Annotated in this window: 23 protein-coding genes; 13 read left to right on the top strand and 10 right to left on the bottom strand. The window is 63.8% G+C overall.

Going from position 1 to position 19448, the window contains the following annotated elements; genetic code table 11:
* Positions 1-139: 139 nt before the first annotated feature.
* Positions 140-361, bottom strand: coding sequence for a Nif11-like leader peptide family natural product precursor (locus ABF648_RS01105; RefSeq protein WP_415630439.1), 222 nt, complete (start codon positions 359-361; stop codon positions 140-142).
* 199 nt (positions 362-560) lie between these two features.
* On the opposite strand from ABF648_RS01105, the gene ABF648_RS01100 reads away from it, so the two are divergent.
* On the top strand, positions 561-1256 hold the full coding sequence (locus ABF648_RS01100) for a DedA family protein (protein WP_415630438.1): 696 nt from the start codon (positions 561-563) through the stop codon (positions 1254-1256).
* 100 nt (positions 1257-1356) lie between these two features.
* Here ABF648_RS01100 and ABF648_RS01095 read toward each other — a convergent pair whose 3' ends face one another.
* Complete coding sequence (locus ABF648_RS01095) at positions 1357-2307, bottom strand: hypothetical protein (RefSeq protein ID WP_415630437.1); 951 nt, start codon at positions 2305-2307, stop codon at positions 1357-1359.
* A gap of 663 nt (positions 2308-2970) precedes the next feature.
* Here ABF648_RS01095 and ABF648_RS01090 point away from each other — a divergent pair.
* Positions 2971-4053 (top strand): DNA-3-methyladenine glycosylase family protein, encoded by a 1083-nt coding sequence (locus ABF648_RS01090; RefSeq protein ID WP_415630436.1) that lies wholly within the window; start codon positions 2971-2973, stop codon positions 4051-4053.
* Positions 4054-4153: 100 nt separating this feature from the next.
* Here the strand turns inward: ABF648_RS01090 and dnaB are convergent, their stop codons facing one another.
* Positions 4154-5509, bottom strand: a complete 1356-nt coding sequence (dnaB, locus tag ABF648_RS01085; protein ID WP_415630435.1) for a replicative DNA helicase — start codon at positions 5507-5509, stop codon at positions 4154-4156.
* Between the two features lie 734 nt (positions 5510-6243).
* Here dnaB and ABF648_RS01080 point away from each other — a divergent pair.
* The 5 genes from ABF648_RS01080 (at position 6244) to ABF648_RS01060 (ending at position 11865) form a co-directional block, all read left to right on the top strand.
* Positions 6244-6618: a metal-sensitive transcriptional regulator gene (locus ABF648_RS01080; protein WP_415630434.1), complete on the top strand. Its 375-nt coding sequence runs from the start codon at positions 6244-6246 to the stop codon at positions 6616-6618.
* Between the two features lie 94 nt (positions 6619-6712).
* Entirely contained in the window at positions 6713-6922 is a 210-nt protein-coding gene (locus ABF648_RS01075; RefSeq protein WP_415630433.1) for a heavy-metal-associated domain-containing protein, read from the top strand.
* A 99-nt stretch (positions 6923-7021) separates the two neighbouring features.
* Positions 7022-9355, top strand: coding sequence for a heavy metal translocating P-type ATPase (locus ABF648_RS01070; RefSeq protein ID WP_415630432.1), 2334 nt, complete (start codon positions 7022-7024; stop codon positions 9353-9355).
* A 76-nt stretch (positions 9356-9431) separates the two neighbouring features.
* Positions 9432-10166 carry a hypothetical protein gene (locus ABF648_RS01065; RefSeq protein WP_415630431.1) on the top strand — a complete coding sequence of 245 codons (735 nt, stop codon included), beginning with the start codon at positions 9432-9434 and terminating at the stop codon, positions 10164-10166.
* 256 nt (positions 10167-10422) lie between these two features.
* A complete protein-coding gene (locus tag ABF648_RS01060; RefSeq protein WP_415630430.1) occupies positions 10423-11865 on the top strand; it encodes an amino acid permease in 1443 nt (480 codons plus the stop codon).
* Between the two features lie 10 nt (positions 11866-11875).
* On the opposite strand, the gene ABF648_RS01055 is transcribed toward ABF648_RS01060, so the two are convergent.
* Both ABF648_RS01055 and ABF648_RS01050 read right to left on the bottom strand, forming a co-directional pair.
* Entirely contained in the window at positions 11876-12157 is a 282-nt protein-coding gene (locus tag ABF648_RS01055) for a hypothetical protein (protein WP_415630446.1), read from the bottom strand.
* On the bottom strand, positions 12040-12309 hold the full coding sequence (locus ABF648_RS01050; protein ID WP_415630429.1) for a hypothetical protein: 270 nt from the start codon (positions 12307-12309) through the stop codon (positions 12040-12042). The genes ABF648_RS01055 and ABF648_RS01050 overlap by 118 nt, the downstream gene beginning before the upstream one ends.
* Here ABF648_RS01050 and ABF648_RS01045 point away from each other — a divergent pair.
* The gene (locus ABF648_RS01045; protein ID WP_415630445.1) at positions 12247-12444 is read left to right on the top strand and encodes a hypothetical protein; all 198 of its coding nucleotides are present in this window, start codon (positions 12247-12249) and stop codon (positions 12442-12444) included. The genes ABF648_RS01050 and ABF648_RS01045 overlap by 63 nt on opposite strands.
* Positions 12445-12449: 5 nt before the next feature.
* Here ABF648_RS01045 and ABF648_RS01040 read toward each other — a convergent pair whose 3' ends face one another.
* Genes ABF648_RS01040 through ABF648_RS01030 form a run of 3 tightly spaced genes read right to left on the bottom strand, consistent with a single transcriptional unit; the run spans position 12450 to position 13485 of the window.
* Positions 12450-13025: an asparagine synthase-related protein gene (locus tag ABF648_RS01040; RefSeq protein ID WP_415630428.1), complete on the bottom strand. Its 576-nt coding sequence runs from the start codon at positions 13023-13025 to the stop codon at positions 12450-12452.
* A complete protein-coding gene (locus ABF648_RS01035) occupies positions 12965-13225 on the bottom strand; it encodes a hypothetical protein (protein WP_415630427.1) in 261 nt (86 codons plus the stop codon). The genes ABF648_RS01040 and ABF648_RS01035 overlap by 61 nt, the downstream gene beginning before the upstream one ends.
* Complete coding sequence (locus tag ABF648_RS01030) at positions 13186-13485, bottom strand: hypothetical protein (RefSeq protein ID WP_415630426.1); 300 nt, start codon at positions 13483-13485, stop codon at positions 13186-13188. The genes ABF648_RS01035 and ABF648_RS01030 overlap by 40 nt, the downstream gene beginning before the upstream one ends.
* Positions 13486-13526: 41 nt before the next feature.
* On the opposite strand from ABF648_RS01030, the gene ABF648_RS01025 reads away from it, so the two are divergent.
* Positions 13527-13685 (top strand): hypothetical protein, encoded by a 159-nt coding sequence (locus tag ABF648_RS01025; protein ID WP_415630425.1) that lies wholly within the window; start codon positions 13527-13529, stop codon positions 13683-13685.
* Between the two features lie 299 nt (positions 13686-13984).
* Positions 13985-14218 (top strand): AMP-binding enzyme, encoded by a 234-nt coding sequence (locus ABF648_RS01020; RefSeq protein WP_415630424.1) that lies wholly within the window; start codon positions 13985-13987, stop codon positions 14216-14218.
* Positions 14219-14638: 420 nt separating this feature from the next.
* Here the strand turns inward: ABF648_RS01020 and ABF648_RS01015 are convergent, their stop codons facing one another.
* Together ABF648_RS01015 and ABF648_RS01010 are read right to left on the bottom strand one after the other, a co-directional pair.
* Positions 14639-15013 (bottom strand): FKBP-type peptidyl-prolyl cis-trans isomerase, encoded by a 375-nt coding sequence (locus ABF648_RS01015; protein ID WP_415630423.1) that lies wholly within the window; start codon positions 15011-15013, stop codon positions 14639-14641.
* A gap of 138 nt (positions 15014-15151) precedes the next feature.
* Positions 15152-15775 (bottom strand): nucleoside/nucleotide kinase family protein, encoded by a 624-nt coding sequence (locus ABF648_RS01010; RefSeq protein WP_415630422.1) that lies wholly within the window; start codon positions 15773-15775, stop codon positions 15152-15154.
* 55 nt (positions 15776-15830) lie between these two features.
* On the opposite strand from ABF648_RS01010, the gene ABF648_RS01005 reads away from it, so the two are divergent.
* From ABF648_RS01005 to cydB, 3 genes are all read left to right on the top strand, one after another.
* Complete coding sequence (locus ABF648_RS01005) at positions 15831-16472, top strand: PolC-type DNA polymerase III (protein WP_415630421.1); 642 nt, start codon at positions 15831-15833, stop codon at positions 16470-16472.
* Between the two features lie 299 nt (positions 16473-16771).
* Positions 16772-18274 (top strand): cytochrome ubiquinol oxidase subunit I, encoded by a 1503-nt coding sequence (locus ABF648_RS01000; RefSeq protein WP_415630420.1) that lies wholly within the window; start codon positions 16772-16774, stop codon positions 18272-18274.
* A gap of 15 nt (positions 18275-18289) precedes the next feature.
* On the top strand, positions 18290-19426 hold the full coding sequence (gene cydB, locus ABF648_RS00995; RefSeq protein WP_415630419.1) for a cytochrome d ubiquinol oxidase subunit II: 1137 nt from the start codon (positions 18290-18292) through the stop codon (positions 19424-19426).
* Positions 19427-19448: the final 22 nt, after the last annotated feature.

The following is a 19448-nucleotide window of genomic DNA, read 5'->3' as shown; positions in this document are numbered from 1 at the left end:
TTGGTGCTAGGCTGTTTTTTGGGGGACTTTGCTGGTGCGGCGCGTTGGGTTTTTTGTTTGGCGGGACCATAGGCGGGGACCGGGAATCGGGGGCCCGGGCCATTGCGCACTTCCTCTTGCCTACTGATTGGTTATCGGGTCAGCTCCACCAGATCTGGCGTGCCCGCGGATTGCCCTGGGACTCGAAGGAGTCACCGGCCTCACGCAGCACCTGCTTGAGCTCCTCGTCGGTGAACTTGAAGCCTTCCGAGTCGGCAAGCGCCACGAAATCCTCCATGGTGTCCGCCTGGTCATAGCGGATCCTCAGCTTCTTGTCGGCACCACCGGCAACGAGCAGACGCTCGACCTCATCTGTGGACATGTAGTTCTCCCTGTCATTGGTTTGGGCTGCCGCACACGGCAGGCGACGAGCAAAGATTATCGACACATGTCACTGCACCGGGGTTGTCCGAATGCGGGACGCCTGTGCGGGCACATGGATCTGTGGGCTAGGGCTTGCGGCCCTGCCCCAGCGTTTTCCCCGGCGACGCGGCGGAAGCCGGGTACGTAGGGTTGAAGACATGTTCGACCTCTTCGGGTTCGGGGATCCCGCGGCCATGCTGCAGGCCATGGGCCCCTGGGTGCTGGTGGGGTTGTTCCTGATGATCTTCGTGGAGTCTGGCTGCCTGTTTCCCTTCCTGCCGGGCGGCACTCTGCTGCTGACCGCCAGCTCGATGCACGATCAACTCGGCGTCTCCCTCTGGGCACTGTTCGGCGCGGCTAGCACTGCCGCGATCCTCGGTGACCAGGTGGGATACCACCTCGGCCGGCACTTCGGGCGCGGACTGTTCAAACCGGGGGCGAAGCTGTTCAAGATCGTCTATCTGGAACGCGCGGAAGCCTTCTTCGCAAAATACGGCGCCCCTGCGGTGGCCCTCGGCCGCTTTGTCTCCGTGGTGCGCACCTACATGCCGGTGAGTGCGGGAATCGCGGGCATGAACTACGTCCGCTTCAGTCTGTGGAACTGCCTGGGGGCCCTGCTGTGGGTGGGGCACACGCTGTTCTTCGGTTTCCTTTTCGGATCGATACCCTTCGTCGCCAAGCACATCAATCTGCTGGCCGGGATCATTCTGATCGCCTCGGTGATGCCCATCGTGGGATCAACCCTCGTGAAGGGACGCCGGGCGAAGAAGAAGGATCCAGGAACAGACGGCAATGACACTGCACCGGACGGACATCCACCGATGGGTGGGGCCCAGCCTGACACGGGCGAGTGACGTGTCATCTTCCGGTGTGCCACCGGGGATGATGCGCCCGCTCAATGTGACCAGGGGAAGTCACCGGTGGAGCAGCGTGCGAGTCGCCAACAGTGAACCGTCACGCGCAGCCGAGCGAACAGGATTCACACCCCAGATCGCACGAACCGAGACTTTCGGTATCGATGTCAGGCAGAGCCATGAACTTGGTGCCTGCCAGAGGGATGCTCTCCTGGGTCTCACCGTTGTCGATCAGCACGTGGTCGCCCACGAAGGAGATTTCCACCGCCAGCTTCACCGGCACATCACGCGACAGGGCAAGCCTGGTGCGCGACGAGATGCGATGGGTGGTCGAGGCATCGGATTCGATGAGGATGTCACCGGAGGTCGACACATGGGTGAGATGCCCGTCCTCGTCGAAGCGCACCGAGTTCTGATCGCCGGCCATGGTGAAGGCGTCCACGTCATAGGCCTGGACGAAGCCGATGGGCGTGCGGATCGCAATCGGCATGGCTGGTTCGAATGAAGCGAGCGCACCGCTGGGGTGCAGACGCAGGCCGGCGCGACAGGGGTAGAAGCCGGCGGGCGTTTTCAGCTTGATCGATTCCCCGGGCCACATCGTGAGGCTCTTCACCTCACCGGTGGGGTAGAAGCGAACATTGATGACTGTGGTGGTGAACTCGCCGAACGAGAACGAGAAGGCGAAAGGCTTGGCGAGCTTCCTCTCCTCGGCCTCGGACCAGCTGAAACTGATCTGGCCGTTCAGCGGGAAGACGCTGTCCAGTTCACCGGTCTCGTAAAAGGTGACCAATTCTGCGGGCAGCGCGCCGAGCACGGTGGGCACCAGGGTCTGCTGCTCGAGGCTGATGGTGCGCACAGCGCCCGAGGGATAGAAAGACATCGACTTGAGATCCTTGGTGCGCACATCCGGCTCGGAATAGTGCGGGACGAAGTCACCGCATGCCGTGTGGACGACATTCGGCTCGGAGAGAGTGCACTCGGACATGGTGCCATCGGCGTAGTTGCTGTGCTCGGTGACGCCTCTCAGGCTGTCGCGAGTGGCTGTGACCATGTCGATGTCCCTTTCCTGGCGGCGATGATCCCCGGAGAGCCGGGTGCCCGCTGCGCCTGGCCGGCCTGGGCATCGGTGTGCCAGCCGGTGACGAATGCTCTGGCAGGATGTGGGTGCACCCATCGGATCTGTTGCCGAGGGTAGATCGTCCCCATTGCTCCAGGTGATGATGTCCACAACCGTCCAGCAGTATTTACATGCCGGAAATAAACGGAGTGCTCGGGCCCAGCGGGAGGAAGGGATCTGGTCCTGCACCCGATGGCGGGTGCTGAAACGGTTCTGAAATCAAAGAATCGACAAGGTGACCCATTGGTTTCCACATCAGGCGGGAGCAGACCGGATGGTGTCATCCCACAACGGCGTGCTGACACCGGAGGAGCAGAGAAACCGCTCGTTGACTTGGGTATTCATCGGTACTGCTGCGGCAGGCCGGTATGGCCGTACGGCCTGCCGACGTTACGGACACGGCTGTAGTTACACCCGTGTAAGTAATCCACACTGTGGATAAATCCTGTGGAAAACGCCGCTCCCGGTCGAAACCGGCCACGGGTGTCCACCGTGCTCCCTCGCCTCGCCTCCAGCGGAGTCTTGAGGAGTGGGCCCACTGATGTGCGGCAGTGTCGTCCGCAGGAAATGTCACAGCTGGGTTCTACCGTTGACGCCATGTCCACGACTTCCGCAGCCCGGTTCGCTGCGGCCGATGCTCACCGCGGAGAGGCAATATTCCACGGGGAGGGCGCGGCCGAGCCTCCGACGATGGCTCCGGACGGCATCCGGATGCTTGCCGGCACCGCAGGCCGAAGCGACACGATCCTGGGGCACCTGTGCAAGGGCCCTGCCGATCCCACCCACCGGCGAGTGGGCCCCCAGCACTGGTTCCGCGCCACCGGCACGCCTCAGGGGCCGGCCCTCGTGGAGTGCTTCGACGAAGGGACTGGCAGCTGCGTGCGGGTCTGGGGGCCAGGGACCCAGTGGGCGCTGGAACAGGCACCGGAGTTGCTCGGCGAGCACGACGATCCCGCTGGATTTGCTGAACTGGTGCAGGACTGCGAACTGCTGCGCAGGGCCAATCACGAACGCCCGAACATGAGGATCGGTGCCACCGGTAACCTGGCGGAGGCGCTGGTGCCGGCAGTCATCGAGCAGAAGGTGACGGGCCCTGAGGCTTTCGGGGCGCTGCGCACGCTGTGGCGCCGTTGGGGCGAGATCGCTCCCGGACCGGCTGCGCTCGAAGGACATCCGGCCCATGGCCTGGTAGTTCCACCCGATGCACGAACATGGGCGCAGTTGCCGAGTTTCGAGTTCACCCGTGCGGGGGTGGACGCCCGTCGCGCGGCGGCCCTGAGACGTGCCATGGGCCGTGTTGCCAGCTTGGAGAGAGCGCTTGGTTCGGCGGCGGATGGTCGCGAGCGGTCCCGACTGCTGCAGAGTCTCCCAGGCATCGGGCCGTGGACAGCAGCGAAGGTATTGCAGTGGGCCCATGGCGACCCGGATGCCTGGAGTACCGGGGACTTCCATGCGCCGAAGCTCATCTCATGGGCGCTGTGCGGGCGCAGATTGGACAATTCAGGAGCCGAAGAGCTGCTGAGGCCCTACGCCGGACACCGATTCCGGGTGGAGCTGCTCGTCATCCCGCTCGTCGCGCACGGTGCCCGGCGGGGCCCGCGCAAGGCGCTGCCCCGGCACGTACCTGGGGTGGGAATCCGGAGTGCAGGACGTGGTCGGCCGAGCCGGGAGTGGCGCTGAGGCGCTACCGGTGACCAGGCACCTGCCCAGTCCCGAATCGATGCCGCAACGGAATGCCCCGGTGCGCGCGGCCGCTCGGGGTGCACCAGTGCTGGACTCCTCAGTGCTGCATGTCGACGAAGCGGCTGTAGTGGCCCTGGAATGCCGTGGTGATGGTGGCGGTGGGGCCGTTGCGGTGCTTGGCGACGATGAAATCGGCCTCGCCTGCACGGGGGCTGTCGCGGTCGTAGACGTCTTCGCGGTGCAGCAGGATCACCACATCAGCATCCTGCTCGAGCGAGCCTGACTCGCGCAGATCGCTGAGCATCGGTTTCTTGTCATTGCGCTGCTCGGGGCCACGGTTCAGCTGGCACAGCGCCACCACCGGAATCTGCAATTCCTTGGCCAGCAACTTGATCTGCCGGCTGAACTCGCTCACCTCGATCTGGCGGCTCTCCACCTTGCGCCCGGAGGTCATCAGCTGCAGATAGTCGATGATCACAAGCCGCAGGTCGTTGCGTTGCTTGAGTCGGCGAGCCTTGGCGCGAATCTCCATCATGGTGAGATTGGGCGAGTCGTCGATGAACAGCGGCGCTTCTTCGACCATGCCCGTGCGCCGGACGATCTGCTGCCAGTCGTCCTCGCTCATCTTGCCGTTGCGAATGTGGTTCAGTGCCACACCGGCCTCTGCGCTCAGCAGCCGCATGACGAGCTCGCTCTGGCTCATCTCGAGACTGAAATAGGCGGTGGTGAGGTGATTGCGCACCGCTGCGGCACGGGCGAAGTCGAGGGCCAGGGTGGACTTGCCGACCGCGGGCCTGGCGGCGATGATCACCATCTGGCCGGCATGCAGGCCATTGGTCAGCTCATCGAGATCGGCGAAGCCGGTTGGCACCCCGGACATGATGCCGGAGTGCGACTCGATGGCCTCCATCTCGTCAATGGTCGGTTCGAGCAGCTGCTTGAGGGGCTTGTAGTCCTCGCTGGTCTTGGACTCGTTGACCTCGTAGATGGCCTGCTGGGCCGCATCCACGATGTCGGGCACATCGCCGGCACCCTGGTAGCCCAGCTGCGCGATCTTCATGGAGGCATCCACGAGCCGGCGCAGAACCGCCTTGTCATGCACGATTTGGGCGTAGTAGGACGCGTTCGCCGCGATGGAGACGGACGACATCAGATCGACCAGGTACACCCGCCCGCCGATGCGGTTCAGGTCTCCGCGCTTGTCGAGTTCCACCGCCACCGTGACGGCATCGGCAGGCTCGCCGCGGCCGTAGAGATCGAGGACGGCGTCGTAGATCGCCTCGTGTGCGGGGCGGTAGAAGTCACCGCCCCGCAGTTCTTCGACGACATCTGCGATGGCGTCCTTGCTCATGAGCATGGCGCCGAGCACGCTCTGCTCGGCTTCGACATCCTGTGGCGGCGTGCGGTCGAGATCGCCAACCGGCGTGAGGCTGTCCAGCTGAAGGGTACTCATCTGTGCTGCTCCTTCATCCGTCCCGTTCCTCTGCTCCGGGCGCCGCCCGGAACCGCCAAGGGCGCACTCCGAAAGTGCCCTTGCCAGATGTGCGGAGTTCGCCGGCCGCCCCGGCGGCAGCGGAATCTGGCGGCGAACAACTGGCGGCGACTCCTCGCATCACACCCATTCACGTCGAGAGCGACGCTAGTGGTGAGGTCTGACATTTTTGACCGGGTGGCTCTCCGGCAGAGGCTGCAGGCCGGTTTCTGTCCGGTGTCCGAATCGGCTGATTCGGCCCCTTCCGGCCTGCGGTTGCCCCACGCTAGAACACCGGAAGACGACCGGCAAGCGAAGTTTTCCACAGGGGCTGTGGACAGCGGTGATCTGGTGTGGACGACCTTGGCGTGTTGACCCCGGCGCTGTGCACAGTGGTGTGCATGGACAGCGGAGGTTCGTCATTAAATCCATGTGACAAGGGGAGACATGATCTCTTCGAGGTAATTTCAGCATCTCTGGGGGAATTCTTCGCATTGTCTGGACATGGAGTAGAGTTGCTCGCCCTGTGTGACAGATCTACCCGGCTGGAAGGTCGTGCACACGTGTTGTGGATATCTTCATCGGCGTTGAAGCGGACTGTTCCGAGGACTCCGGAGGGCTGCGGGTGAGCCGGCTGGAACTGGGCGTCGGTTCGCCATTCGATACCCCTGGGAGGTATTTGAATGTACCCCTAGGGGGTATTACTCTCAGTCCACATGACCGAAGTCCCGAATCTCATCATCGCTGAGGCCGTGAACGGCTGCGCTTGTGGAAGTGCAGATGGTGGAAGTTCAGGCGATTGCCACCACGAGTACGGCTATCTGGACAACAAAGACGCCTATCTCAAGAGACTGCGCCGGATCGAGGGCCAGGTGAGAGGCCTGCAGAGAATGGTCGTGGACGAGAAGTACTGCATCGACATTCTCACCCAGATCTCGGCCACCACGAAGGCGCTCCAATCCGTGGCGCTCGCGATGCTCGACGAGCACATGAGCAGCTGCGTCGTGCGGGCAGCCCGTGAGGGCGGGGACGAGGCCGAGATCAAACTGGCCGAGGCCAGCGATGCCATTGCGAGGCTCGTGCGGTCTTGATCGGCCCAATCCACCAACTCGCCGCCGCCGGCGGCATCATCACCACCAACGCGCCGTCATCTGCAGCGGCGTCAACCACCACCAGGAGGACACCATGATCGCCAACTACAAAGTAACCGGAATGACCTGCGAGCACTGCGTCGCACATGTCACCGAAGAGGTCTCTGCGCTCAAGGGTGTTGACGATGTCAAGGTGACCCTCGCCGACGGCGCGCTCCAGGTCACCAGCGCATCTCCCATCGACTTCGGCGCCGTGAAAGAGGCGGTTTCTGAGGCTGGCGACTACGAGGTTCAGCCTGCCTGAGCATTCCTGAGGCAGTGAACCGGTGCCCAGCTGGGCCCTCGCAGTGGTCCCAGCTGGGCACCGACAGAACAGCAGCAATCAGTACAGGAGAGCCGAGGAATGACCGACACAGTTGATGAGGCCCGGGGAGCGGCGTCCGGCGTGATGGATCCTGACAGCCCCCAGAATGTGCCTGCTCCAGACCTGAAGAGCATCGATCTCGATGTTTCGGGCATGACCTGCGCCTCCTGCGCTGCACACATCCAGAAGAAGCTCAACAAGGTGGACGGCGTCCGGGCGGCCGTGAACTATGCCACCAACAAGGCACACGTCCTGGCGCCTGCCGGGACCACGAGCGACCAGCTCATCGAGGTGGTCCGCAACGCGGGTTACGATGCCTCGCTGCCCACCCCCGAGGTGGATGGCGACACGAAGGACCAGGCTCACGCGGACGCGATCCGCCGGCGCCTGATCGTCTCGGCGATCCTTTCGGTGCCTGTCGTCGCGGTGGCCATGGTCACGCCGTGGCAGTTCCCCGGCTGGCAGTGGATGAGCCTGGCGCTCGCCACGCCGGTGGTGCTGTGGGGCGGGTTCGGATTTCACAGGGCCGCCTGGCTCAACCTGCGGCACGGTTCGTCCACCATGGACACCCTGATCAGTGTCGGCACGCTGGCCGCCTATGTGTGGAGCACCGTCTGCCTGATCTTCGGCAGCGCCGGAGAGATCGGCATGCGGCACGCGTTCAGCTTCCACCTGATGCGCTCCGATGCGCTGAGCACCATCTATTTCGAGGCAGCGTGCGGCACCATCACCTTCATCCTGCTGGGGCGCTGGATCGAGGCGAAGTCGCGACGTCAGGCCGGTTCGGCGCTGCGCGAACTGCTGAAGCTGGGCGCCCGCGAGGTGCGCCTGCTCGGCAAGGACGGTGCCGAGACCATGGCTCCGATCGAAGCGCTGAGCGTCGGTCAGCGCTTCGTGGTGCGTCCCGGGGAGAAGATCGCCTCCGATGGTGTCGTGCGCGAGGGGCACTCCGCGGTCGACGCTCATGTGATCACGGGTGAATCGGTTCCGGTCGAAGTGGGTCCCGGCGATCACGCCGTTGGCGCCACCTTGAACACCGTCGGGCGCCTGGTGGTCGAGGCCACGGCAGTGGGCTCCGACACCCAGCTCGCCCAGATCGCCACACTCGTCGAACAGGCCCAGACCGGTAAGTCGAACGCCCAGCGCCTGGCCGACAAGATCGCGTCGATCTTCGTGCCGGTGGTCTTCGTCATCGCCTTCACGGCATTCCTGGCCTGGTTGATCGGCGGTGCCGGTATCGGCTTCGCCATCACCGCAGGTGTGGCGGTGCTGATCATCAGCTGCCCCTGCGCGCTCGGCCTGGCCACTCCCACCGCCCTGCTCGCCGGCACCGGGCGCGGCGCCCAGCTGGGTATCGTGATTCGCGGCCCGCAGGCGCTGGAGCAGGCTCGTCACATCGACACCGTGGTGACCGACAAGACTGGGACGCTCACCAAGGGTGAGATGGTGGTGCAGTCGGTTCACACGGCTCCCGGGGCCGACCGCGACGAGTTGCTGTCGCTGGCGGCCGCGCTGGAATCCGGCTCGGAACACCCGATCGCCGAAGCAATCGTGGCGGCAGCCACGAAGAATGTCCTGGGCGTGGCGGCAGCCGGTCCAGGCTCGTCCATGGCTGTTGAGAACTCCCAGATATTGCCCGGACGAGGGGTGGAGGGCGTCGTGGACGGCGTCACCGCATTCGCCGGAACAGCCGAGCTCATGACCGAGCGGGGTCTTGAGATCCCCCACACTCTCCATGACGCCGCCATGACGGCATCCGGCGAGGGCGCCTCGGTGGTCTTCGTTGGTGCCCACGACGCGGTGCAGGGGCTGATCGCCGTCAGCGACGAGGTGTCCGAAACTTCGGCCCGGGCCGTCAAGCTGTTCGGTGAGCTGGGTCTGCACACCGTCATGCTCACGGGTGACAACGAGCGTGCGGCCAAGCACATCGCCTCGCTGGTGGGCATCGACGAGGTGCACGCCCAGGTGCTGCCGGACCAGAAGATGGCCGTCGTCACCGAACTCCAGGAAAGTGGCCGTCGGGTCGCGATGGTAGGCGACGGCGTGAATGACGCCGCCGCACTGGCCCAGAGCAATCTGGGCATCGCGGTGGGCTCGGGCACCGATGCGGCCATCGCTGCCAGTGATCTCACCCTCATGAGGCATGATCTGGTGCTCGCCGTGGATGCCCTCCGGCTGTCGCGTGCCACCCTCGGCACTATCAGGGTCAACCTGTTCTGGGCTTTCTTCTACAACGTGTGCGCCATCCCGATCGCGGCATTCGGCTTGCTCAACCCGATGATCGCCGGGGCTGCGATGGCCTTCAGCTCGGTCTTCGTGGTGACCAACAGCCTGCGGCTGCGCAGCTTCCGGGCCACTCCGGAGGCCGTATAGGGTCGGCTCTGCACAAGGTCGAGCGCACGAGGTCGAGCACATCGCCGTGAGGCGGTGAGAGGCGAGGAGGGCCACCATGGCCGGGTTGCCGATGAAATCGCAGGTGACAGTGACAGGAAGATGGTGGGGAGACCCCGATGCCGCTCCCATCCCCGAACCGGAGCCCGATGCCGACGGTGCTGTGCACCGTCAGCCCTTCTCGGTGACCGTCGGATGGCAGGAGGCCTGGAACTTGAGTCGGCGCGTGCTGCTCGCAGACGCCGAGGCGGTGGAGGCCGGCCGGTCGGTCAAGGACACCCCCGAAAGTGACTGGCTGTCCTACGGCGTCACCTTCGTCTGCCAGCTGGTGGGTTCACTGAGCCTGGCCTGCGGCATGCTCACCGACATCACGGGTCGGGTGCAGCAGGCGATCAGCACCGAGCAGCCCGTCCTCATCCCGGATTGGCTCGCCGAGCAGGGGGCTGGAGTCTCCTCCGCCGAGCTGCCGTCGCTGGCTGCGAGCTATCTGGCCCAGCGGATGGTGCAGGATGCCGAGGATCACGAGGAGATCGCCTCGCGCGCATACGGCATGCTCGCCATCCGTGCCGCGCTGGTCGGGGACGCCCGGGAATTCGGCGAGATCGTCAATGACCAGGTGGAGCCTGAGTGGTTCGTGCCCGGAATCCAGGACGCCTGCATCGGCGTCTCGGTGCTGTGCGCGGGCATCGGCTGGGGCGAGGAGCTGGCCCCCTCCAAGGTGCTCGAGGCCGCCACCTACAACTGGCCCGGGGACAGGGCAGTGGAATTGCTGCGCGGGGTGGAGGTTCACTGAATCCGGAGGCATGAAAGCTTCCGACCACGCACATGGCATTGCGGAATGTTTCGATCATGTAAGGAATCTGTCTCTGGCGACGCGAAAGGCTGAGAATCTCTCGTCAATCCTTCCTCCGGTCGTAGTCTTCGGCTAACTCGGCGTTGTTTCGGCCGACGAGCGGTCATCGCCCATGATGTGGGCGGCCACCCATCGGCAGGGCGGCGGTCCGGGAATACCTGTTTCGCGCAGGCGACATCTTGGCTGAGGAGTTCCGATGGACGTAATGAGAAAGAAGAGCGTTGAGTCGCTGCTGGCCAATGCGACACCGCTGAAACGCACCATGCACACCTGGGACCTGATGTTCCTGGGAATCGGCGCGATCATCGGTACCGGGATCTTCGTGCTCACCGGCAAGGGCGCCTTGACGGCAGGCCCTGCCCTGTCACTGTCTTTCCTGCTGGCTGCCATCTGCTGTGGATTCGCGGGCCTGTGCTACGCGGAATTCGCCTCGCTGGTGCCGGTGGCCGGATCGGCCTACACCTACGCCTATGTCGCCTTCGGCGAGATCATCGCCTTCATCATCGGTTGGGACCTCATCCTCGAGTACGCCCTGGGCGCTGCCACTGTCTCAGCCGGCTGGTCCGGCTATTTCGTGAGCCTGCTGGACAGCGGCGGTATCCACATACCAACGGTGCTCACCGCAGCTGCAGGCACCACTCCGGGTGTGCACACGGTCTTCAACCTGCCCGCCTTCTTGATCGTGCTGGTCATCACCGCTCTGTTGTCGATCGGTATCAATTCGACCAAGCGGGTGAATGACACCCTGGTGCTCGTCAAGCTGTTCGTCGTGCTGCTGTTCATCGTGTGCACGGTGTGGTTCATCAAACCGCACAACTGGCATCCGTTCTCGCCGTTCGGCGTGTACTCCTTCCACAATGGCTCGGCAGCCGGAATCATCCCCGCGGCATCCATCGTCTTCTTCTCATTCATCGGTTTCGACTCGGTCTCGTCCAGTGCCGAGGAAACGATCAATCCGAGGAAGACACTGCCGCGCGGCATCCTCCTCTCGCTGGCGGTGTCGACCGTGCTCTACATCGCGATGACGCTCATCATGACCGGCGTCGTGCACTACACCGTCTTCGCCAATTACCTCAATGAGCCTGTTCTGGCCGTGCTGCACGCCACTGGCCAGAACTGGCTGGCCGTCATCGTGAGTATCGGTGCGATCCTTGGCATGACCACCGTGATTCTCGTGCTGCTCTACGGGCAGTCCAGGATCTGCTATTCGATTTCCCGCGACGGCCTGTTCCCCAGGTTCTTCGGCTCCGTCAGCCCGCGCTTCAAGACTCCCTTCAAGGGCACCTGGTTCTTTGGCATCGTCACGGCGCTGGCAGGGGGATTCATCAACCTGAACATCCTGGCCGAACTGGTGAACATCGGTACTCTGACCGCCTTCATCCTGGTCTCGGCAGGAGTGCTGTGGATGCGCCGCAAGTACCCCGACATGGAGCGCGGCTTCCGCGCCCCGGGCGTGCCCTTCACCCCGATCATCGCCATCGCCTTCTGCGTGGTGCTGGTGGCAGGGCTCAACTGGGAGACCTGGGTGCGATTCCTGGTGTGGTTCGCGCTCGGCATGGTCGTCTACCTCGGCTACGGCAGGCGTCATTCGCACATGAATGACGGAATCAGCGTTCCTGCTCTCGACGACATGGTGTGAGGGGCGGAACTCACACCGCACTGGACACCACTCGGCGCGCATCCGGCGCGGAAGTGGCGAGAGTGTGAGAGATCTCTGGCACCGGCCCGGCCAGGTCAGGCTGCAGATGCATGTACCTGGTGGTGGCCCGTTTCTGATCGATGTCACGGAAGACGCGCTGCACCTGTTCTGCGGTCAGCCCGGTCGCCCCGGCGATCTGATCGATCGGCACACCATTGTTCTTGCCGTACAGGCACAGGTCCATCCGCTGATAGGGAAGTGAGAAGTAGAACTCCTCCTGGGACTGCGGCATCGAATAGGTGTCGGTCGTGGAGGGGCGCTCGCGGATCTCGGCGGGGACCCCCGGTATTCGGCGAGCTGATAGACCTGCGACTTGTACAGATGGGCGATGGGCTTGACGTCAGCGGCGCCATCGCCGAGCTGGCGGCCTTGGCGGAGCGGCACTTGGCGAATAGCCCTGCCACGAGCTGGGGTTCGAAGATTCCGGTCTGCCGCAGCGCAGTCGGTGAGCTGAGATCACCGACCCACGCCGGTTCCTTGCCCGAGGTGAAGAAGCTCCCCGCATCCGGTGCACGGTAGGGTTGTTAGGGTCGATGGAGGATCGATTCCGGCACGAGATCGGCGAAGGCCAGCTTGAGCAGATGCTTCTCGTCCAACCCGAAGAACTTGTGACGGGCCGGCAGGGAATTGACGAAGGAGATCACACCGGGGGTCGAGGAAGGGGAACCGGCCTTCCACAGAATTGGCCATGAGTGTCCCAGGGCCGTCCTCTCAGGCTGGTGAGCCGTCTCATCGAACTCGGTATCCGCGAAACGCAGCGAAAAGATGCTCAGCGACGCGCTGGTGTATTGATTGAGCACAGCAGCCGTCACCGAGGAGTCGATGCCACCGGACAGATAGGTGCTCACCGGCACATCGCTGCGCTGAAAACGCAGCCGGCTGGCCTGCACCACACTTTCGCGCAGCTCCGCTGCGTTCTGCCTGATGTCTTGGCTGGGTTCGGCTCCACGTGCGGGGAAATCGTTCACCCAGTAGCAGGCGGTGTGAAGACTTCCGCACTCCAGCACCGCGTAGTGAGCCGGAGGCAACTGGTGGACGCCTAGGAAGACGGCCTGCGGTGCAACCGCCGACCAATGACCAAGCACCTGGTCCAGCCCCATCGGATCCAGCGCGCGAGGCAGCTCCGGATCGGCGAACAGCGCTTGACCTCAGAAGCGAATATGAAGCGGCTGTGCCGCAAGGGGTAGTACAACGGGTAGATACCCACCCGATCCCGGGCCAGGATGAGCCGCTCGGTGCGGGTGTCCCACACGCGAGGGCTCACTGGCCGTTGAGTCTGCGCAGGCTGTCCGGGTCCCATTGCTCCCAGGCATGGACGATGACCTCGGTCTCGCTCCGGGTGCGGAAGTGGTGGTCGAGCCTGCGCAACTCCTCGGCGAGCTCGAGATAGTTGAAAATTTCGCCGTTGAAACTCACCCAGAGGCTTTCGTTCTCGTTGGCCAGCGGCTGAGCGCCTCCGGAAGTGTCGATGATGGCCAAATGGCTGTGACCGAGGACGGCGGAGCGGTCGACCAGGACACCGTTGGCTTCCGGGCCGCGATGGTGCAGCCTGCCGAGCATCGTGTGCACTCGATCTGCCGGCGGGCTCCCGGGTCGGCATCGTGGCCTCCAACTCCTTGTTCTGGGTGTTCTGGTACCTGACGTTGATGACCCGTTATGTCGTGCTGCCCCTGCACTACTGCTTCGGGGCGTCCCTGCTGCACACCCACCTGCGGCTTGACGGGAGCGTCGTGCTGCGCAGGAGCACTTTCCTCCTGTGAATTGCCGAGTCTGCGCAGGATGCAGCAGGCCGGTGGCAAGCTTCCGGCACAGCAGATCCACGAGGTCGCTTCGGCTCAGCTGCATGCGGAACTATTCATCATGTATGGGCAGACCGAAGCCACTGCGCGGCTGTCATGCTTGCCCCCGAATTGCTGACCAGAAAAAGCGGCTCCATAGGCCGGGTAATTCCTGATGTGGAGCTTGAAGTCCTCGATGAGTTCGGTAAGCCGGTTGAGTCGGGGGCCATCGGGTGTCCAGCCAGGAAATTGAGGACTGCGCATTGCAGATGACTGAGTAGGTGTCGACGGCGGCTGTCGGAGTAGCAGATCTCGTGGCGGGTGAATCGGTGGAACTGTTCGTCGTGTCCTCGCCAGGTGGGATTGTCAGCGAGGCCGATGGGCAGGACTTCCTGCGCGTCCATCTGGCCAAGCACAAACTGCCCCGCCGAATACACTTCGAAGATGCCTTGCCGATGAACCAGGGGTCTTCCACACGTTCATTGGGCAGAACGGCGATCCGAAGGGGAATCTGACCGATTTTGCGGCCAGGATCCGGGGCGGGATCGGCAATCAGGTCGATGTTGCGGCGCTCAAGTTCTGCTACATCGATTTTGCAGCCAATACCGACGTCAATGGCCTCTTCAACGATTACAAATCGACTATTGCTGCCTTGCAGCATGAGTTCCCCGAGGTGACTCGCATCAGCGGGCTGCTCGATCGGCATGCCGCGAGCTTCGCTCCTCGATGGTTCGCCCCCGCTGAACTCGCGGCATGCTCTGCGCAGTCGCAGTAGGCCGAGTACCCGTCAGCGCGGTTCGCAGCCAAGAAGCAGTCTTCAAGGCCCTTGGTCTTCCCTCGTCGGGTGGGGGGAGGGCACCCGGCGATGCCATGGCCGACAGCCCACACGATCCCACGAGAACAGATCCCGTGGCTTTGATGCAGGCCGCAATTATTCAGTGAAGGGCGACCAGATCGCAGACGAAGACGAGGGTTTCGTTGGGTTTGATGACGCCACCGGCGCCGCTGGCGCCATAGCCGAGCTCGGGAGGGATGACCAGTTTGCGGCGGCCACCCACCTTCATGCCCTGCACGCCGGTGTCCCAGCCGCTGATCACCTGGCCGACGCCGAGTTGGAACATCAGCGGTTCCCCGCGGCCATAGCTGGAATCGAACTCCTTGCCATCGCTCAGCGCGACGCCGACATAGTGCATCTCGACGAGGTTTCCGGAGGCGGCTTCTTGGCCATCACCCACCACGATGTCCTCGATCACGAGGTCCTCGGGTGCGCTGTCGGGAAGATCCACGGTGGGCTTGGTTGGGTTGCTCATGGTCCCAACCCTAGAGGGCGTGCAGCCCGCCGGCCCCGGGCGCACTGTGATCGCGTGCAGAGGCCCCGTTCTGCGGGATGCGGAAACAAGCTGGGCCAAGAACGGTTGCGCCGCCAGGGGATGCTGCCGGCGAGCCCCTCAGCCCATCTGCACGACGGCGTCCGCCAACTCGGCTCCGGCGCGGATCACTTCGGCATTGCGTTCATCGGGGCCGAGCGACCACTCGCGGGCGGCCTGTTCGGATTTGCCAGTGCGGATGTGACGGGCGATGAGCCGATCGATCCGCGCCGAGTGGCCCAGGTCCAGGAACCAGACCTCATCGAACAGGGCCCTGAGTTGCTGCCAGGGCTGGCCGGAGTTGAGCAGATAGTTGCCCTCGACAATGACCAGCGGGCAGTGCTGGGGCACCGCGATGGCCCCGGCGACCGGATTGTGCAGTTCCCGGTGGTACTGCGGGGCGTAGACCACCGATTCGTCCGGCTCGGCCAGCCGGCGCACCAGCGCCAGGAAACCCCAGGCATCGAAGGTGTCCGGTGCGCCCTTGCGGGAAGCTCGCCCCAGCCGCTCCAGTTCGGCCTGGGCCAGGTGGAAACCGTCCATCGGGACGACCACCGCGCGGCCGGGCAGTTGTTCGGCGATTCGCGCCGCCAGCGTCGACTTGCCCGCACCCGGCTCACCCACCAGGCCGAGGAGCCTGCGCCCTGGCCCAGCGGCCAGGGTTTTCGCCGTGGTCAGCGCCTCGTCCACCGTGTGCACCTGCATGCAGGCACCCTAGTGTCCGCCCGGGCTGTCGGTGCGGCGTGGAACAATCGCCGGCATGCCCGGATATGCAGTCCTCGACCTGGAGACGACCGGTTTCTCCCCGGCCCGCGGCGACAGGATCGTCGAGATCGGCATCGTGAGCCTCGACCCTGCCGGTGACAGCGAGGGCGAGTGGGGCACTCTGGTGAATCCGCAGCGCAATGTCGGCGCGACGCGGGTGCACCACATCACCGCCCGCGATGTGGTGGCTGCGCCCACCATGGCCGAGCTCGCACCCCAGCTCATCGAGGTGCTGCGCGGGCGCGTCCTGGTGGCGCACAACGCGAGCTTCGACGTGCCCTTCCTGACCGCCGAGCTGAACAGGGCCGGGGTGCACCTGCCCGCGGCCAAGCTGCCCCAGCTGTGCACCATGCGACTGGCACCCAACTTCCTGGTCACTCCCACCCGCAAGCTGGACGACTGCTGCCGTGCCGCCGGCGTGAGCCTGGTCAATGCGCATTCGGCGCTCGGCGATGCGCGGGCAACTGCCATGCTGTTCGCCCACTACATGCACTTCCGGGACATGAATGGCCGCACGGACATGCCCGGCCCTGCGGTGTGGGCTCGCTGGGATGCGGAAGTGGCCCGTGCCGAGCGCTATGCCTGGCCGCAAGCGACCTGTTGCGACCGGCCGGTGCACTTGGTGCTACGTGGTTGAACCATCAATATCAGTATCCGTGGCACGACGTGCAAGACCTTCCGCACAGCTGTGGGACACCTGTTCACCAAAGGCGGAATGGTGCGGTGAAGGTCCTGGAATTGGCTGATTGTTCGTCAATGCTGACAAGGGTGACCCTGAAATCGCCGGATCGACCCTGAAAAGCTGCCCTCGAATGGCATCCGGGCCTGATCCGGTCTTCCCCGTAGCCCGCCAGGACGCCGCGCAAGCCCCTTGACCTGGCTAAGGAGTTACGAAACGGCATGGCAGGTCGTCTGTGAAGACGATATCTTGCGTTCATGGACGCTCAGCTTTTATCGCGATGGCAGTTCGGTATCACCACCGTCTACCACTTCTTCTTCGTGCCCATCACGATCGGACTGTCGTTCATGGTTGCCGGGCTCCAGAGCGTCTGGGTTCGCACGGGCAACAATGAATGGCTCAGGCTGACCAAGTTCTTCTCCAAGCTCTTCCTGGTCACCTTCGCAGCCGGTGTGGTCACCGGAATCGTGCAGGAGTTCCAGTTCGGCATGAACTGGTCGGAGTACTCCCGATTCGTCGGAGACATCTTCGGCGCCCCCTTGGCTCTGGAGGCGCTCATCGCGTTCTTCATGGAGTCCGTGTTCATTGGGGTGTGGATCTTCGGATGGGGTCGCCTGCCCAAGGGTCTCCACCTGGCCACCATCTGGATCGCCTCAGCCGGGTCAACGATCTCGGCGCTGTTCATCCTGGCCGCCAACTCCTGGATGCAGAATCCGGTCGGTGCCACCTATGTCAATGGGCGCGCCCAGCTGGTGGACTTCATGGCTCTGCTCACCAATCCCTTCTTCGTCACCGCGGTCCCGCACGTCCTCGGCGCCTCCTTCATGGCCTCCGGCGCGCTGGTCTGCGGGATCTCCGGTTGGTGGATGGTCAAGAGCCATCACGCTGCGAACTCCGATGCCTACGAGGCGGGCGATTCGCAGGACGTCAAGACCTGGCGCTCCGGCATGCGCTTCGGCGCATGGGTCTTGGTCTTCGCCTCCCTGCTGACATTCGTGGCAGGCGACGCACAGGGCCGGGCAGAGGCCCAGTACCAGCCGATGAAGCTCGCTGCCTCAGAAGGCCTCTTCCAAACCACCAAGAGCGCGCCTTTCACACCTGTCGCCATCTTCACCACCGATGGCACCAAGGTGGTGTGGAGCATCGAAGTGCCCTATGTGCTGAGCATCCTGGCCGCGCACGATCCGAACGCGACGATTCAGGGCATTCAGGACCTCAGCGCCCAGTACCACCAGGAGGGCTTCCGCAACAATGACGGCACCGTCAATCAGTTGCAGGAGACCTTCGCCTCGGAACTCGAGCAACTCCCCGTCAACCCGGTTCCCAATGTCTGGATGTCCTTCTACAGTTTCCGGTTCATGATGGGCTTCGGCACGCTTGCCTTCCTGATCGGCATCGCGGTGCTGCTGCTCACCTGGGGCGGGCGCATTCCCAAGAACACCCGCTGGTGGCGGTGGGGGATGGCGATATTGCCAGCGCTGCCGCTGATCGGCATCAGCTTCGGCTGGATTCTCACGGAGATGGGGCGCCAGCCGTGGATCGTCTACGGTGTGCTGCCCACCTGGACGGCGGCCTCGCCCGGCAACAGCGCCGGTGAGGTGCTGGCCACCATGTGCCTCTACACCTTGATCTACGCGCTTGTCGCCATCGTCGTGCTGGTCATCTACAACCACACCATCAAGGAGGGGCTCCCCGAACTCGTCAAGGTTGAGCAGCCGAGCGATGACTCCGACGATGCCCCCGTGTCGTTCGCGTACTGAGGCAGGAGAACAGAAATGATCACCGGTATTGCACTGACTGGCATGCAGATCAGCCTGGACCCTTCGCCCCTCCAGGTCGTCTGGTTCGTCCTCATCGCTGTGTTGTGGGTGGGCTTCTTCTTCCTGGAGGGCTTCGACTTCGGCGTGGCGATGCTGTATCCGATCCTGGGGCGGGACCCCTTGCACAGGCGGGTGATGATCAATTCCATCGGTTCCACCTGGGACGGCAACGAGGTCTGGTTGATCACCGCCGGCGGCGCCATGTTCGCGGCCTTCCCGGGCTGGTATTCGAGTCTGTTCAGCGCGCTCTACCTGCCGCTGTTCATCGTGCTGATGGGGCTCATCCTGCGTGGCGTCTCCTTCGAATACCGGGCGAAGTTCCCCGATGACCGCTGGCGCGACACCTTCGACACACTCGGCACAGTGGGCTCCTTCCTCGTGACACTGGTCTTCGGGGTCGGTTTCGCCAACTTCGTGCGTGGTCTGCCCGTCGCACCTGATTCCACCGTTCCGTTCGGAGATCCGAATGTGTTCACCGGCACCTTCTGGAGCCTGTTCAATTTCTACGGCCTGCTCGGAGGCGTCACCTTCGTGCTGCTGTTCGCCACCCACGGTGCGATGTTCCTGAGCATCAAGACCAAGGGCGAGGTGTGCGAGGATGCGAGGTCGCTGCTCGCCAAGCTCGGCCCGATCACCGTCGTGGTGGTGGCGCTGTTCGTGCTGCTCGGCAACATCGTCTATCCGGCCTCGGAGAACCCCTATGCCGGTGCTCTCTCCACCGTCCTCATGTGGGTGATCGGCATTGTGGCGATCCTCGCAGTTGCCATCGGCGTGCTGACCCAGCTCCGAGGGCACAGCGGACGGGCATTCCTCGGCTCCGGCATCGGGATCATCGCGATGGTGACGATGATCTTCGTGAAGATGTACGGAACTCTCGGTTTCGTCTCGGCAGATCCGAGCCGCCCGCTCAACATGGTCACCGCCTCGAGTTCGCCCTACACGCTCAAGCTCATGACGATCTTCACGTGCATCATGCTGCCGATCGTGCTGGCCTACCAGGCGTGGACCTATTGGGTGTTCGGCAAGAGGCTGTCGGTCAAGGACATGCCCAAGGACACCGTGGAGCGCAATGTCGTCGAGGTCGAGGCGTGACCGGCTCGCAAAAGGTGTTGTG

The organism is Propionibacterium sp. (assembly GCF_047719395.1).
GTDB lineage: Bacteria > Actinomycetota > Actinomycetes > Propionibacteriales > Propionibacteriaceae > Propionibacterium.
This window is presented reverse-complemented; position numbering and strand designations above follow the sequence as displayed.

What these genes read in the sequence shown, in the direction of transcription:
- ABF648_RS01105 (WP_415630439.1), bottom strand. Translation starts at nt 361, where the DNA reads ATGTCCACAGATGAGGTCGAGCGTCTGCTCGTTGCCGGTGGTGCCGAC.
- ABF648_RS01100 (WP_415630438.1), top strand. Translation starts at nt 561, where the DNA reads ATGTTCGACCTCTTCGGGTTCGGGGATCCCGCGGCCATGCTGCAGGCC.
- ABF648_RS01095 (WP_415630437.1), bottom strand. Translation starts at nt 2,307, where the DNA reads ATGGTCACAGCCACTCGCGACAGCCTGAGAGGCGTCACCGAGCACAGC.
- ABF648_RS01090 (WP_415630436.1), top strand. Translation starts at nt 2,971, where the DNA reads ATGTCCACGACTTCCGCAGCCCGGTTCGCTGCGGCCGATGCTCACCGC.
- dnaB (WP_415630435.1), bottom strand. Translation starts at nt 5,509, where the DNA reads ATGAGTACCCTTCAGCTGGACAGCCTCACGCCGGTTGGCGATCTCGAC.
- ABF648_RS01080 (WP_415630434.1), top strand. Translation starts at nt 6,244, where the DNA reads ATGACCGAAGTCCCGAATCTCATCATCGCTGAGGCCGTGAACGGCTGC.
- ABF648_RS01075 (WP_415630433.1), top strand. Translation starts at nt 6,713, where the DNA reads ATGATCGCCAACTACAAAGTAACCGGAATGACCTGCGAGCACTGCGTC.
- ABF648_RS01070 (WP_415630432.1), top strand. Translation starts at nt 7,022, where the DNA reads ATGACCGACACAGTTGATGAGGCCCGGGGAGCGGCGTCCGGCGTGATG.
- ABF648_RS01065 (WP_415630431.1), top strand. Translation starts at nt 9,432, where the DNA reads ATGGCCGGGTTGCCGATGAAATCGCAGGTGACAGTGACAGGAAGATGG.
- ABF648_RS01060 (WP_415630430.1), top strand. Translation starts at nt 10,423, where the DNA reads ATGGACGTAATGAGAAAGAAGAGCGTTGAGTCGCTGCTGGCCAATGCG.
- ABF648_RS01055 (WP_415630446.1), bottom strand. Translation starts at nt 12,157, where the DNA reads ATGCCGCAGTCCCAGGAGGAGTTCTACTTCTCACTTCCCTATCAGCGG.
- ABF648_RS01045 (WP_415630445.1), top strand. Translation starts at nt 12,247, where the DNA reads ATGGGCGATGGGCTTGACGTCAGCGGCGCCATCGCCGAGCTGGCGGCC.
- ABF648_RS01040 (WP_415630428.1), bottom strand. Translation starts at nt 13,025, where the DNA reads ATGGGGCTGGACCAGGTGCTTGGTCATTGGTCGGCGGTTGCACCGCAG.
- ABF648_RS01035 (WP_415630427.1), bottom strand. Translation starts at nt 13,225, where the DNA reads ATGGGACCCGGACAGCCTGCGCAGACTCAACGGCCAGTGAGCCCTCGC.
- ABF648_RS01030 (WP_415630426.1), bottom strand. Translation starts at nt 13,485, where the DNA reads ATGCTCGGCAGGCTGCACCATCGCGGCCCGGAAGCCAACGGTGTCCTG.
- ABF648_RS01015 (WP_415630423.1), bottom strand. Translation starts at nt 15,013, where the DNA reads ATGAGCAACCCAACCAAGCCCACCGTGGATCTTCCCGACAGCGCACCC.
- ABF648_RS01010 (WP_415630422.1), bottom strand. Translation starts at nt 15,775, where the DNA reads ATGCAGGTGCACACGGTGGACGAGGCGCTGACCACGGCGAAAACCCTG.
- ABF648_RS01005 (WP_415630421.1), top strand. Translation starts at nt 15,831, where the DNA reads ATGCCCGGATATGCAGTCCTCGACCTGGAGACGACCGGTTTCTCCCCG.
- ABF648_RS01000 (WP_415630420.1), top strand. Translation starts at nt 16,772, where the DNA reads ATGGACGCTCAGCTTTTATCGCGATGGCAGTTCGGTATCACCACCGTC.
- cydB (WP_415630419.1), top strand. Translation starts at nt 18,290, where the DNA reads ATGATCACCGGTATTGCACTGACTGGCATGCAGATCAGCCTGGACCCT.